Origin of the sequence: Wylensekiella montiformis (genome assembly GCF_009697385.1) — a bacterium.
Classification (GTDB): Bacteria; Bacillota; Negativicutes; order Selenomonadales; family Selenomonadaceae; genus Selenomonas_A; species Selenomonas_A montiformis.
Genome location: NZ_VUNL01000006.1, coordinates 104,822 through 119,047, shown reverse-complemented (window position 1 = coordinate 119,047; position 14,226 = coordinate 104,822). Strand labels below are relative to the sequence as shown.

Annotated in this window: 10 protein-coding genes; 7 read left to right on the top strand and 3 right to left on the bottom strand. The window is 53.5% G+C overall.

Features of this window, described 5'->3' with window-relative positions:
- Window positions 1-15 precede the first annotated feature (15 nt).
- From FYJ78_RS06825 to FYJ78_RS06815, 3 genes are read right to left on the bottom strand one after another with little or no spacing between them, the layout of a single operon-like run.
- Window positions 16-588, bottom strand: coding sequence for a chromate transporter (locus FYJ78_RS06825; protein WP_154620649.1), 573 nt, complete (start codon window positions 586-588; stop codon window positions 16-18).
- A gap of 14 nt (window positions 589-602) precedes the next feature.
- Complete coding sequence (locus FYJ78_RS06820; protein ID WP_154620648.1) at window positions 603-1,184, bottom strand: chromate transporter; 582 nt, start codon at window positions 1,182-1,184, stop codon at window positions 603-605.
- Complete coding sequence (locus FYJ78_RS06815; protein WP_154620647.1) at window positions 1,169-2,065, bottom strand: LysR family transcriptional regulator; 897 nt, start codon at window positions 2,063-2,065, stop codon at window positions 1,169-1,171. The genes FYJ78_RS06820 and FYJ78_RS06815 overlap by 16 nt, the downstream gene beginning before the upstream one ends.
- Window positions 2,066-2,312: 247 nt before the next feature.
- On the opposite strand from FYJ78_RS06815, the gene FYJ78_RS06810 reads away from it, so the two are divergent.
- The 7 genes from FYJ78_RS06810 to addB all read left to right on the top strand — a co-directional run bounded on the left by FYJ78_RS06810 (window position 2,313) and on the right by addB (window position 14,226).
- Window positions 2,313-3,779, top strand: coding sequence for a DUF438 domain-containing protein (locus FYJ78_RS06810; RefSeq protein WP_328597672.1), 1,467 nt, complete (start codon window positions 2,313-2,315; stop codon window positions 3,777-3,779).
- A 54-nt stretch (window positions 3,780-3,833) separates the two neighbouring features.
- Window positions 3,834-4,292, top strand: a complete 459-nt coding sequence (locus FYJ78_RS06805) for an Hsp20/alpha crystallin family protein (RefSeq protein WP_328597666.1) — start codon at window positions 3,834-3,836, stop codon at window positions 4,290-4,292.
- Between the two features lie 219 nt (window positions 4,293-4,511).
- Window positions 4,512-5,300 carry a CheR family methyltransferase gene (locus tag FYJ78_RS06800; protein ID WP_154620644.1) on the top strand — a complete coding sequence of 263 codons (789 nt, stop codon included), beginning with the start codon at window positions 4,512-4,514 and terminating at the stop codon, window positions 5,298-5,300.
- 59 nt (window positions 5,301-5,359) lie between these two features.
- Entirely contained in the window at window positions 5,360-6,310 is a 951-nt protein-coding gene (locus tag FYJ78_RS06795; RefSeq protein ID WP_235899915.1) for a phenylacetate--CoA ligase family protein, read from the top strand.
- Window positions 6,311-6,426: 116 nt separating this feature from the next.
- Window positions 6,427-7,581: an exonuclease SbcCD subunit D gene (locus tag FYJ78_RS06790; RefSeq protein ID WP_154620642.1), complete on the top strand. Its 1,155-nt coding sequence runs from the start codon at window positions 6,427-6,429 to the stop codon at window positions 7,579-7,581.
- Window positions 7,578-10,646, top strand: coding sequence for an SbcC/MukB-like Walker B domain-containing protein (locus FYJ78_RS06785; RefSeq protein WP_154620641.1), 3,069 nt, complete (start codon window positions 7,578-7,580; stop codon window positions 10,644-10,646). Before FYJ78_RS06790 ends, FYJ78_RS06785 begins: the two co-directional genes overlap by 4 nt.
- Complete coding sequence (gene addB / locus FYJ78_RS06780) at window positions 10,621-14,226, top strand: helicase-exonuclease AddAB subunit AddB (protein WP_235899913.1); 3,606 nt, start codon at window positions 10,621-10,623, stop codon at window positions 14,224-14,226. The genes FYJ78_RS06785 and addB overlap by 26 nt, the downstream gene beginning before the upstream one ends.

Sequence of the window (14,226 nt, the reverse complement as noted above, 5' to 3'; positions counted from 1 at the left end):
GTTTTTCCGCAGCGCTCATAAAGTCATTTGCCTTGCGAGTCCGAGCAAAAGTCCTGCTACGCCGCTGGCCGCCAGCAGCTTGATGACGCTGACTTTCCTGCGCACAGCAATCAGGGACGCTGCCAGGATGATCACGCCGATCGGGTCAATGGTGCGAAGGTCAGACGGCAGCGTTTCGACGTTCCATAGTGCCAGGACCACGAAACTGATGCCGGCTGCTGCGATCAGAGCGACGACGGCAGGCCGAAGACCGTTCAATATGCCGCGGATGGGGCCGATATCGCCGTATCGGAAGAAGAGTCTGGCGAGCAGAATGCCGAGTATCAGCGATGGAGTGCAAAAGCCGATGGTGGCGCATACGGCGCCGGGGATGCCGGCGATTTTCATGCCGGCAAATGTTGCTGCATTGATGCCGATCGGCCCGGGAGTCATCTGTGAAATGGTAAAGATATCGACGAATTCACTGAGGTTCATCCAGTGATACGTGTCTACTACGGCAGCCTGAATCAGCGGCATCGAGGCATAGCCGCCGCCAACGCAGAAGAGTCCTACTTTTGCAAACTCCCAAAAGAGCATCAGGTAAATCATCGTGCTGTTCCTCCTTATTTCCCATATTGACTGCCGCGCAGGAACAAAAGCCCTAGAATCCCGTCGATGAGGATGAGCAGCATGAGATTGATACCGAAGATGAAATTGGCGGTGAATGTGGCGGCAATGATGGCCAGCGGAAATAAGAGTTTCTTCCGCAGTTGTTTTTGCAGGAGATCTATGGCGACGTTGACGATTAATGCTGTTGCGCCGCACTGCATGCCCTTGAGCGCATAGCGTACATAGGGATTGCTGGCGAACCAGTCGTAGGCGCAGGAAATGATGGAAAGCGTGATGAGCGGCGGCAGAATCGTTGCGGCCAGTGCGGTCAGTGTCCCGCGCAGTCCCGCCATGCGGTAGCCGAGAATAATCGAAGCGTTGACCGCTACGACGCCTGGCATAGACTGTGCGATAGAGACGAGATTGAGCGTATCTTTATCGGTCAGCCAGCCGTATTCCTCTACGTATTTGGCTCGCAGCAGCGGAATAATGACAAATCCGCCGCCTACGGTGAAGGCACTGATCAGGAAGGTGGACTGGAATAATTTGCGATAAAAATGCGGACAGGATGAAGCGACGGTTATTTGCTGGGGCATGAGAGTTCCTCCTTTTCATAGGACAGGGCGTTCAGAAATTTTTGGGCGATATGGGAAAGATACCGGTCGCGGCGCCAGATGGCGGTCATGCGCGTTTTGAGGGCGGGCTCGTCGATGGTTTTCACGTGGAGACGGTCATGCGCCGCCAGCGATACGGCTGAGGCAGGAATTACAGCGATGCCTAGCCCTGCATTGGCCCAGAGCACCGTAGTACGTGCATCGTCATTCCGGCAGGTGATGACCGGTTGAATGCGTGCATGGGAAAACGCATCCCGGAGCAGGGGATCAAAACGCCGATAGATGATTAACGGACGCTGATCCAGCTCTTTTAGCGGAATGTGCGAGCGGTCCGGACACCAGTCAAGCTCGCCGGTCATGGCTGCGACCATCGGTTCCGGTTTTAGATAGATGCAGTTAAAGGAATCTGCGGGAAACGGCGTCCGCACAATGCCGATCTCAATGATCCCTTGACGGAGCAGATCGATCAACTGGTAGGTGTTGGCGTCATGAATTTCAAAATGGACGTCCGGATATTCCAGATGAAAACGGTGCAATCCGGGATTCAGGAGAATACTGCCAGAGGAGGAAATCGTACCTAAGTGAAGGGTACCCCTTAATCCTTTGTTCAGATCATCAATTTCTCTGCGGGTAGAATCTGCCAGCGTAAGCAGCTGTTCCGCCCGCTGCGCCAGCAGCTGTCCCGCATCCGTCAGTTCGATTTGGTGAGGTCCTCGTTCGAACAATGTCGTACCAAGCTCCTGTTCCAGCATCTTCATCTGATGGGACAGCGGCGGCTGGGCCATGTGCAGCCTGCGGGCGGCCGCAGTAATCTGCTGTTCTTCGACAATCGTCATAAAGTATTTGAGCTGCTTCAGATCCATAGTTTTTTCATCTTTCCAATATACTAATTAAATATATAATGTACATACTGAATATTTATTTTGTATGTATAACCGGCTCTATTGTAGCGCAGAGCAGACAGAAATGCAAGAGGAAGAAGGAAATCAGGCTTCGCCATGATGGTATGTAACGATTGCAACGGACAGCAAGGCGCGCTCTCTATATAATGTGAGGCAAGTAATCATTGAGACAGGTATGGCTTGTAATAGAGTACAGGAGGTATATAGCATCATGAAGACGATTGATTTGCGACAGACTGTGGCGGAACTGGTGCGGACTTATCCGGAGCTGCGGGCGATTCTTGCGGCTCTGGGGTTTGTAAAAATACTCGATCCGATGGCGATGAAGGTGATGGGAAACATCATGACGCTGCCGCGGGGAGCGGCGGTCTGCAAGATTCCGATGGAAAAGATTTTGCAGGAATTGAACGCACATGGCTTTCATGTGATCGGGCAGGATGAACGGAGCGTGCGCACGGAGAAACTGCGCTCGTATATTGACCGGCTGTCGGACGGAGAGCCGTTGGAGTCCGTTCGTCAGGATTTTGTGCGGGAGTTTGACCATGTCTCGGCGCTGGAGATTGCAGATGCGGAGCAGCTGCTGATTCGCAGCGGAGTGCCAATGAAGCAGTTGCAAAAGCTGTGCGATGTTCATTCTGCTCTGTTTCATGGGCGCACCGAGACAGAAGCGGTCCCGTGCGGAGGAAAAGGGCAGGGAGATGCGGCGGAGAATCTTTCCGATCCGGATTTGCCTGCCGGGCATCCGCTCCATTTGCTGCGCGCGGAAAACAGCGGGTTGGAATCCGTGCTGGACGAATTGGATGTACAGTGCCAGAAGGAGGAGATGGATGCAGAGCAGATTTGGAGCCTCCTGCAGCGGTTTAACGAGGTGCGCCTGCATTATGCGAAGAAGGAAGAGCTGTTGATGCCGATCCTTTATCGCTGCGGGGTGACCGGTCCGTCTCAGGTCATGTGGGGCGTGGATGATGAGATCAAGAAAGAACTCGGAACGCTGACGCGGGCTGTATCTGAGGATCGGGACAATGCCGTGCTGTATAAAGGACGTATTGCGGCTTTGTCCGGGCGTGCCCGTGAAATGATCTATAAAGAGGAGAGGATCCTTTTCCCGCTGTGCATGAGATATTTTACCGAAGAGGATTGGAAATGTGTCTATCGGGATTTTCCGGAGATGGGACTGGGATTTTCGGTTGAGATGGACCGCTGGGAAGCCGGCGAGGAATGGGCGGCGAAGAAATGGGAAAAGGCAAGCCATCAGGATATTCTCGATGGGCGCGTCATTCTTCCTACGGGTGAGCTAACGGTAAAGCAGTTGAGGAGCGTTCTTTCCTTGCTGCCGGTTGACATTACCTTTATTGATCAGGATGATACGCTGCGATTCTTTGTCAACGAGGGCAAGGTGTTCCCGCGGCCTAAAGCGGCATTGGGACGTGATGTTGCCGAGTGTCATCCACCGCAGATTATTCCGGTGGTGCGGAATCTCATTGCGGATTTTCGGAAAAAGAAGCGGACTTCTCTGGAAGTTGCCCGATATATCATGGGGAGGCCGGTTCTGGTAAAATATCTTGCTGTATATGACGCGGATGGTGCCTATCAGGGAACGGTGGAAATCGTTCAGGAATGCAGTCATATTCTTGAGCTATTTTCCAAGCAGCACTCCTCCTTAAAATCCTTGTAAAATTCAGAAAATGCCTCTATAATAAAACGTGAGAAGAGAAGCACGATTTTTATTATGGAGGCGATTTTTATGTTCCGGACCATACCGTTTAATATTCGGGAGAATGCAGAAAAGGGGCGTGAGCTGATGGAAAAGGCGCTGGATTTTGCAGCGGGCCAGTCGTTTCATCCGTTCGGACGTGTCAGCGCGGTCATTTCACCATTTCGCGTTGATGTTGTTGATACCGATGCCTCCTATGAATTGTTCGCCGAGCTGCCTGGCTTCGCCAAAGAACAAATCCATGTATCCTATGATGAAAACAACTGCCTGCGGATTAAGGCGGAACGTCCTGTCCCGGAGATGCAGGTTCGTTATCTTTGCCGCGAACGCCGCTGCGGTGATTTTGAACGGGAATTTTTTGTGGATGGCATCGATCCGGAAGGTGTGAGTGCAGCTTATGAGGATGGTGTACTGCACCTTGTCCTGCCAAAGGTGAAGGAGAAGGACAATCGGACGGTGTTTACGATCGAATGAACACATATCCGGCTCCTGCCGGAAGGATTTATGGCTGTCGGCGGCCTTTTCGGGCTGTGCGGCAGCCTGTTTTTCTTCTTTTTATCAGGAGGGTCGGGCGAAACTCTTGATTTTCGGTCCTTTTTGCAGGACTTTTTGTATCGTGTCGGGAATATTATTCTATAGCATATTTATCGGCCTGCTGGTTTTTGAGCAGGAAAGAGCAGGAGGGAAATGGTCATGACGGAGGATAAGGACTGGATTGCTTTCAAACAAAAATTGAAACGGAAAACGGAAATTGATCTGGATCTCTACAAGGAACCGCAGATGAAGCGGCGCATTGGCAATCTGGTAAATCGCGCAGGGATGAATTCTTATAGTGCGTATTTTGACCGGGTGGTCGGGGATAAAGATGCCTTTGCATCTTTTATTGAATATCTGACCATTAACGTATCGGAATTTTTCCGTACGCCAGAGAAATTCGGCAAGCTGGAAACGGATGTCATTCCCGATCTTTTGCGGCGGACGCCTAAGCTGAATATTTGGAGCGCGGGCTGTTCCATCGGCGCTGAGCCTTATTCTTTGGCCATCATATTAAAGGAGATGACGCCCCGGGTTCGCCATCGTATTTTGGCTACGGATCTGGATGTCGAGATTCTGGCCAAGGCAAAGTGCGGGGTTTATACGGAAAATGAACTGAAGGCGATGACTCCGGAGCGGCGGGCACGCTATTTCGATAAAACAGACGGAGAGAAGTATGCCGTTAAACAGGAGATTAAGGACTGTATTGAGTTTCGCCGGCACAATCTGCTTAAAGATCCGTTTGAAACCGGTTTTGATCTGATTCTTTGCCGGAATGTGGTGATTTATTTCACGGAAGAGGCAAAGGATCAGCTTTATGCTCATTTCTTTCAGGCGCTGAAGCCGGGCGGGATCTTATTTGTCGGCGCGACGGAAGCCATTTTGAATTTCCGCAAACTTGGTTATACGAGTTTTCAGCCCTTTTTTTACCAGAAGCCTTTCGAATAGAAAAACAGGCAGTGAATGGAGTCAGAAAATAGATGTATGCAAATCCGCAGATTGAACAAATGAACAGGTCTTCGCTACAGCGGCTTCAGCTGGAACGGTTGAAGAAACAGGTGAAGTGGGCGCAGGAGAAAAGCCGTTTTTATCAGGAGCGCTTTCGGTCCGTCGGAGTATCGTATACGGATATTCATACGCTGGAGGATATTTCCCGTCTTCCGCTGACCGAACGCAGTATGCTGGCGCGGACGCATTTTATGGACTGGATGACCATGCCGCTGTCCGGCGTCTTGCGTGTTCAGGCTTTGCCTGAGGAGGGAGAGAGCCTGACCAGAGCTTATACCAATGGCGATATCGCTCATAACGTGGAGATGATGACCCGCTGTCTGACAGCCGCAGGGGTTATGAACGCCTCTCTGGTCGCAGTGCAGGGGGACCTTTCGGACAGCCGCCTGCTCGATATTCAGTATGCGCTGGAGATCCTTGGCGCAGCCGTCGTACCTATGGGTACGGATTATCATCAATGGCTACGGATGCTGGATATGGTTGGCGCAGATACGCTGGTCAGTACGCCGCATTTGGTCCTGCAGCTGGTCATCCAACTGCAGACAGCCGGGCGCAATATCGTCGATTCTCCTCTGAAGCGCATCCTCTGCTGGAGCAGGCAGGGCGTTCAGGATCCTTTGCGCCGTCATATACAGGAGCGCACGCAGGCGCGGCTTTATGACCTCTATGGACCGGCCGAGCTGGGAACGGCCGGTATTCTGTATCAATGTGAAGCGCATAACGGCTATCATATTCAGGAGGATTATTATTATCCGGAGATTGTTGATTTTCATAGTGACCATGTGATTCATGAACCGCAGCATATGGGTGAACTGGTGCTGACGTCGCTTGCCGCAGAAGCCATGCCGCTGATCCGGTATCGTACCGGGCAGGCTGCCATGCTGGAAGAAGAGCCGTGCTCCTGCGGGCGGACGCTGCGCCGGATTATTACGCCGCTCTCCGCCGTGTGACGGAGCCGTGGCGATAGGGTTCAGATTGTTGCTGACAAGGATAAGCCTCCTCTTTTCAGGAGGCTTATTTTCTGGGAACAGGTCGGAAAGACAACAAGGGGAAAGGACGACAAGGTATGCGATTTATCCATACAGCAGACTGGCATTTGGGCAGATATTTTCATGGCATGCATCTCACGGAAGAGCAGCGCGTTCTGCTGATGCAGGAGTTTCTTCCTTTAGTCCGGGATGAAAAGGTGCAGGCGGTCGTCATTGCCGGCGATATTTACGACCGCGGTATTCCACCTGTGGAAGCCGTGGATTTGTTTGATGAGATTCTTACCCGCTTGACGGAAGAGAAGGTACAGGTTCTCTTTATTGCCGGAAATCATGACAGTGCCCGCAGGCTGGACTTTGGACGCCGGCTTTTGAGAAATGCGGGTGTATTTGTGCGCGGTGAGCCGGAGGCGGAAATGGAACCGGTTGTTTTGCAAGATGAATATGGCCCTATTGCTTTCCAGCTTTATCCGTATGTGGAACCGGCGGAGATCCGCACGCTCTTTGGTGAGACGGAATCTATGGACTTCGATCAGGCAACTGCCCGGCTTATCGAGGCCGGTCGGGTTCGTATACCGGACAGAATGCGCGCTGTGGCCGTGGCGCATGCTTTTCTGGCAGGCGGAAGTGGTTCGGATTCCGAGCGCCCGCTGGCGGCAGGCGGGGCTGGGAATGTGTCGCCGTCCCGTTTCCGTGATTTCCAGTATACCTGTATGGGACATCTTCATAATCCGCAGCAGGCCGGCAGCGCGAATATTCGTTACAGCGGTTCTCTGATGAAATACTCCTTTGATGAAGCGGAGCAGCATAAGGGCGTGAATATTGTCGAAATCGATGGGACGGGGCGTGCAGCACAGCGGTTTCAGGAACTGAAACCGCGTCATGACGTGCGGCGCATCCGCGGGATGTTCGAGGCGATTCAAAGGGATGAAACGGCTTATCCGCCCAGTGATGATTTTATCGAGGTAGATTTATTGGATAAAAAACCGGTACTTGATGCGTTTAATCAGCTGAAGCTGCGCTATCCGAATCTCATGCAGATTCTGCGACCGAATATCATGGTGCAGCAGGATCATTGGCAGCTTCAGGGGCAGGAGGCTATGCAGAAAAGCAGACAGGATCTGTTTGAGCAGTATTATCAGCAGATGAAGGGGGAAGGGATGAGCCCGGAACAGCAGGCTGTTTTGTCGGAATGTATCAGGGAAATCGATCGTGAGGAGGCAGAACGATCATGAGACCGCTTCGTTTGGAATTCTGTGCATTTTGCCCTTATGAAAACAGGCAGGTGCTGGACTTTTCTTGTTTGAAAGGGCAGTCGTTTTTTTTGATTCACGGAGCCACAGGGGCGGGAAAGACAAGTGTTTTTGACGCCATTTGCTATGCACTGTACGGAGAAGCGGCAGATGAATCGCGGCGCCCGGGAATGCTTCGGAATCGGGAAGCGGCACCTGACGTGCCGACGTACGTGGATTTTATTTTTGCTCTGCGGGAGGAAGTGTGGCATATCCGCCGCAATCCGGAATATACGCGCAAGGCCAAGCGTGGGACGGGAACGGCCAGAGAAATGGCCTCTGTGATTTTGGAGCGCATAAAAGACGGGGAGCCGGTGGAGCGATGGAAAAACGACGGCGAGGTGCGGAGAAAAATTTATTCGCTTATCGGCTTTGAGTGCCGCCAGTTCCGGCAAGTCGTTCTGCTGCCGCAGGGCGAGTTTCGGCGGTTCCTAATGGCTGATACGGCAGAACGCAAGGAAATCATGCGGGTGCTGTTCAATACGGATGTGTATCAGGAGATGGAGGAACGCCTGAAGCGGAAGGCCGCAGATCTGGCGGCACGCTATGAAAAAATCCGGGCCAGACAGGAGTTCTTTCTGCAGGATGCGGAGATGCCGGATATTCAATCTCTGCAGGAGGCGGTCGAAAGCTGCAGAACGGAAACGGAACTGCTGCGCCGGGAGGCCGGAACGCGGGAAGAGCTGTACCGCAAATCGCTGCAGGAAAAAGAGGCCGGCCGCGCTGTTTCTGAAAAATTTCAGGCTCTGGAGCAGGCGCTCCGGCGCGAAGCAAAGGAACGGCAGCAACAGGAACGGGATAAAGAGACAAAAAAATTATGGGAACAGGCTGAGCGGGCGGCCGCTCTGACGGATCTGAACGCCCAATGGGAACGCGACAAAGCGAATGCCCGGCAAAAAGCAGCTGATTTAAAGTCTCTTTACGCGAAAGGAAAACAGGCCGCGGCAGACGAGCAAAAGGCAAGGGAAATATGGCGCGGAATAAAGGACGGGGAAAGCGGACAGAAACAGCGTCAGGAGGAGCTGGGGCATCTCCGTAGTCTGCTCGGTACGGCGGATTCGCTGGCGGAGAGTATTCGGGCGGCGGAGCAGTGCCGCAGGGAAGAAGAGGCCAGCCGGAAACAGGCAGAGGCCCTGAAACAGACGCTGGAGCGCGGAAGAACGGAATATAAGGCTTGTCAGGAGTGCATAGAAGTCTTGCGGAACAAGGCTGCTGATGCCAAAGCGGTCGGACTTCGTGTGAAAACACTGGAACAGGAAGCTGAAACGGTCCGCAGGATTGCCTTGCTGCAGCAGGAAATTGCCGGGGCAGAAGAGCAGTTCCGCAAGCAGAAAGAAGAGGCGGAGCTTAGCCGGAGAACATGGCAGCAGGCTGACCAGAAGCTGCGGAATATGCGGGAGCTGGCTGGTCAGGCTCAGGCCGCTCTGCTGGCCGGGAAGCTGGCAGAAGGCGATCCCTGCCCCGTTTGCGGTTCCCCCCATCATCCGCGGCTGGCGCAAATGGTAGGGCGATGCCTGACGGAAGAAGATTTGGAAAAAAATCAGAAGAAAACCGACCAATATCATCAGCATTGGGAAGAACTGCAGGAAAAAGCGGCTGCAGCGGAACGCGCCTGGCAGGAAAAGTGTGCGGCCAGAGACGCTTTGGCCGGTTCTGCGCAGGAATGGCGTCCGCAGATTGATATACAGAACGAACTGAATGTGTATCGCCGCAGGCTGCAGGAGGATCAAAAGGCTTGCGCGGAGCTTTCTGAACAGGAAGCGCGTTCCGGCCGGCTGGAAAAACAAATGGAAGAATGGGAGAACAAGCGCAGCCGTCAGCAGGAACTGAGCCGTCAGGCCGCTGTTTCTGCTGCTGCCGCCCAGAAATCCGTTGAGGAGAAAAAAAGCCATTTGCCGGAGACCTTTTGGGAGCCGGATCAGATGCGTGGGCATATTGCCCGGTTGGAAGCGGAGATCCGGGAATGGGAGAAAAGATCTGATCAGGCTGAGAAACGTTTTCGGGAAGCCGTGACATGCTATGGAAATTTGAAGGGGAGCTGGTCCTCTTGTCTGCAGGAGTGCCGGCAGCTGAGCCGACGGGCTTTTGACAGCCGGGAGCTTTTTATGCAACGGTGCCGGGAAGCTGGTTTTCTGGACCGAAACGATTATGAGCGGGCGATTGCCGGCCAATGGGCAGATTCTTCGTATCGTGCGTCGGTATGCCGTCAGCTTGAAGAGCATGCGGCTAATTTTCAAGCGGTACAGGTGGAAATACGAAAAGCCAGAATGGAGACGGAAGGAAAAGTACAGCCGGATCTGCCTGCTTTGGAACAGGCAGAACAGCATGCCATGGCAGAATGGAAAACGGTTCATGAACGATGGGCTGCCAGTCAGGAACGATGGAAAAAACTGCAGAAGAGCAGGAAAAACTGGCAGGAATTGGAGGAACAGGGCGGCAGGGCAGCTGCACGGTATGCGCAGCTGGCTGATCTGGCTGACCTGGCCAGCGGGAAGAGCGGAAGCAGAGTGTCGTTTCAGACCTATGTGCTGCACTCCCTGTTGGAGGATGTCATGGAAGCCGCGAATCAGCGGCTGCTCGTCATGAGCCGTGGTCAATATCAGCTTCAGTCGGGAGAACGGCTTAACGGAAATAAACAAGGCGGACTGGATATGGAAGTATTTGATAACTATTCCGGCTATTCTCGTCCCATGGCGACATTGTCAGGAGGAGAATCCTTTTTGGCCTCGCTGTCTCTGGCGCTGGGACTGTCTGATGTGGTGCAGAGCTATGCCGGAGGGACGCGGTTGGATACCATGTTCATTGATGAAGGATTCGGTACATTGGACAGCGAGACGCTCGATGTGGCGCTGAAAGCTTTATTTTCGCTGCAGCGCAGCGGGCGCCTGATCGGGATTATTTCTCATGTGGAAGAGCTGAGATCCAGAATTCCTGCCCGTCTGGAAGTGAAAAAGTCGAGATCTGGCGGAAGCAGAGCAGAGTTTGTCATTGGTACGACAGAAAGTTGAGCAGGAGGATATGACAGCAAAACTGGATTTTCTTATCGGCCGCGCAGGATCGGGCAAGACTCAGGCCTGTCTGTCGGCCATGCAAAAAAAAATGGAAGCGGAACCGGTCGGTCCGGCGCTCATTCTTCTGGTGCCGGAGTATATGACGTATAAGGCAGAGCGTCAGCTTGCGGCTTCCATGACCGGTCAGGGTGGATTTTTACGCGCCTATGTTTTCGGCTTTCGCCGGTTTGCCCGACAGATTCTATTGGAAACCGGCGGCGCCGATATTCCCCGTATCAGTGAGATCGGCCGGCGTCTGATGCTTCGCAACTTGCTCAGCCGCCATCAGCGTGAAAATGATTTGACGATTTTTGCCCGGCAGGTGAAGCAGCGCGGGTTTACCGGAAACCTGTCGGAAGCCATTCGTGAAATGAAACGATACCGGCTTCCCGCAGGAGTCCTGCGGCAGGCGGCACAATATATGAATGCTGCGGACAGCCGCCTGATCGGCAAGGTTCGGGAACTGGCCGGGCTGGCCGATGAATTTGAGGCGGCGATGTCCGGGCGGGCGAACGATGCAGAAGATATGATGGAGCTTTTGGCCGATCACCTTTCGCAGGCCGATATGATCCGCGGGGCGGAAATCTGGCTGGATGGCTTTACGTTTTTTAATCCGCAGGAAATGCGGGTCATTGCGTCATTGTTGCAATGTGCTGCCGCTGTCCACGTCACCTTGCCTATGGCAGGACGCCGTTTGCCCGGCGGGCAGCTGGAACTCAATCTTCCGGAAAACGTAAGGGAAACCGGTCTGTTTTATCGGCCTTATCAGACGATGATGCGGATTCGTCTGATGCAGGCGGATGAGATGGGCAGTGGGAACGTGGGGAAAGACTGCTCTGTCACTTTGATGACGGGAAATTTTCGCGCGAAGAAAAAAGCGCTCACGCATCTGGAGCAGGATCTGTTCCAGACTGCCGCTGTGCTGCCTGATGCAACGGAAGCAGACGGACTTCAGCTGGCCGAGGCGGCGAATCGCCGTCTGGAGGCTGAGGCGGCGGCATCGGATATCCGGCGCCTGACCCGGGAGCAGGGATATCGTTACCGTGATATTGGGATATTGATTCGCGATGAAGAAAGTTATCGCGAAATACTTGGTCTGGTCCTGCAGGATTATGGTATTCCGTTTTTTCAGGATGGGAAACGGCCGGCTGTGCATCATCCTCTGGCCGAATTGATGCGTTCTGCTTTGGATGTGGTCATGGGCGGATGGCGTTACGAGCCGGTCTTTCGCTGTCTGCGCACCGGCTTTTTTCCGTTGGTGCGCGATGATGTGGATAAACTGGAAAACTATGTGCTGGCTTTTGGTATTTATGGACGTAAACGCTGGACTCAGTCTGAAAACTGGGACTGGTATCGGCGGTATTCGCTGGAAGAAGATGAGCAGCCCGGGGATAACGTGAGTGACGTATTGGCGGAGATGGATAGTCTGCGCCGACAGGCTGCAGATCCTTTGAATGTATTTGAACAAAACATTCGTGCGTCGTCTTCTGTTCAGGATATGGTGAAGGCTGTTTATACCCTGCTGGTTCAGCTGGATGTGCCGCTTCGTTTGCAGGAATGGACAAAGCTGGCAGAACAGGAAGGCCGGCTGGCCGATGCGGCCGAGCATCGGCAGATCTGGACGGACATCATCGCTTTGCTCGATCAGCTGGTTGAGATCAGCGGCAAGGAAGCTATGCCGCTGTCAAATTTTGTCGCTGTTCTCGGCGATGGATTGGATGCGATGCAGGTTGCGCTGATCCCGCCGGGGCTTGATTATGTGACGGTAGCCTCTTTTGACCAGAACAGTCTGGAAAACACGCGGGCTGTTTACATTCTGGGAGCGAATGCCGGTATCATGCCGCGGCGAAGTGCCGTGCAGGGAATCTTTACGGATGCGGATCGGCTGCATCTGGAACAGGCGCTCAAAGATCTGGCCGGCAAGAAAGGCGAACTGGCGCCTGAGGTGTTTCACGGCAGCAGGGAGCGCAGTTTTAGTGAATCTTTTCTGTTGTATCATGGCTTTAATGAGGCGAGGGATTATTTGTGGATTTCGTATGCACTGGCTGATGCGGAAGGAAACGGGCTTCAGCCTTCGCCGCTGGTTCAGCGTCTGCTGGCTCTTTTTCCCGGGGCGAAAGAACGCTTCCTGTCGATTCCGCTGGAATCTCTGGGGCGTCATGATCTTTTGCAGCTGGCGGCAGCCGGCCCCGCCCTTTCCGGGCTGGCCGGGGCATTGCGCGGGCGCCGGGAGCAGGGGAAAATGGAGCCGTTTTGGCAGGATGTTTATAATTGGACACTGGCCCAGCCCGCGCTGCGCCGTCCCCTGAACATGGCTCTTTCCGGATTGTTTGCCAGAGCGGATGAAGGGCGGATCTCTCCGGAACTGGCAAAGGCCTTGTATTTGAACGGAAAGGTATTGCGGGGAAGCGTGACCCGGTTTGAGAAGTTCCGCCAGTGCCCTTTTGCTCATTTTGCCGGTTATGGATTAAAATTGCAGGAACGTCAGGAGTATCGGTTTCGTCAGAAGGATCTGGGACAGATGCTTCATGCCGTGCTTAAGGAATATGGAGAGTTGGTGCGTCAGGAGTATGAGGGACGATGGCAGGATGTACCGCAGAAGCGTCGTCTGTTGATTTGCCGCAGTCTGGTGGAAAAGCTTGCTCCGCGCCTGCAAAGTGAGATTTTGATGAGCAGGCCGGATTATCTCCATCTCTTGTCGCGTATTGCCGGGACGGCGCTTCGGTCGGTGAACCACCTCTCGGCCTGGGCCGCTGTGTCTGAGTTCCAGCCTGCGTACTTTGAAGAGGCTTTCGGCCATCAGGGCGATGAAATTCGATTGAAGCCGCTTCCGCTGGACCGCGGATATTCTCTTTCGTTCCGCGGACAAATCGACCGGCTGGATGTCCATACAGGCCAGCCATATTTTCTGCTTATCGATTATAAGACCGGTCGCGCCGCGATGAATCTGTTTGAAGTGTATTATGGCCTGCGCCTGCAGCTGCTGGTCTATCTTTTAGTTAGCCGGCAGTTTTTCCGGCAGCGGGGAGAAGAACGAATCCCTGCGGGGATACTCTATGCCTTTCTGCGCGACCCATTGATTTCTTCACCGCGCCGCCTTTCGGAGGAAGAGATCCGGAGCAGGCTGGACAGCAGTCTGCGCATGCCGGGCTGGGTTCTGGCTGATGCAGAACTGGTGAAGCAGATCGATCCGGACAGCCGTTATATCAAAGCGGGTCTGAAAAAAGACGGCGAGTTTGATGCCCGCACGAAGGAGAAACACTATGTGCGGACAGGCGAAGAATTTGATCTACTGCTCAGTTATGTGGGCTGGCTTTTGGAGGAAACCGGCAATGAAATTTTGGAAGGGGATATCCGGATCCGCCCGTACCGTATGAAGGCAAAGAAAGAAAACAATGCCTGTCTTTACTGTGTGTATAAAGAGGTATGCGGCTTTGATCCAGGCATTCCCGGTTATGAATTCCGGGATCTTGCCGAGGAGAGCGAGGAAGAATTGAAGCACCGGATGGTCCGTCAGATCGGAAAGGAGTCGGGATGA

Bases quoted from the DNA above. Each gene is read 5' to 3' on its own strand.
- FYJ78_RS06815 (WP_154620647.1), bottom strand. From the start codon at position 2,065: ATGGATCTGAAGCAGCTCAAATACTTTATGACGATTGTCGAAGAACAG.
- FYJ78_RS06785 (WP_154620641.1), top strand. From the start codon at position 7,578: ATGAGACCGCTTCGTTTGGAATTCTGTGCATTTTGCCCTTATGAAAAC.
- FYJ78_RS06825 (WP_154620649.1), bottom strand. From the start codon at position 588: ATGATTTACCTGATGCTCTTTTGGGAGTTTGCAAAAGTAGGACTCTTC.
- FYJ78_RS06820 (WP_154620648.1), bottom strand. From the start codon at position 1,184: ATGCCCCAGCAAATAACCGTCGCTTCATCCTGTCCGCATTTTTATCGC.
- FYJ78_RS06800 (WP_154620644.1), top strand. From the start codon at position 4,512: ATGACGGAGGATAAGGACTGGATTGCTTTCAAACAAAAATTGAAACGG.
- FYJ78_RS06790 (WP_154620642.1), top strand. From the start codon at position 6,427: ATGCGATTTATCCATACAGCAGACTGGCATTTGGGCAGATATTTTCAT.
- FYJ78_RS06805 (WP_328597666.1), top strand. From the start codon at position 3,834: ATGGAGGCGATTTTTATGTTCCGGACCATACCGTTTAATATTCGGGAG.
- FYJ78_RS06795 (WP_235899915.1), top strand. From the start codon at position 5,360: ATGAACAGGTCTTCGCTACAGCGGCTTCAGCTGGAACGGTTGAAGAAA.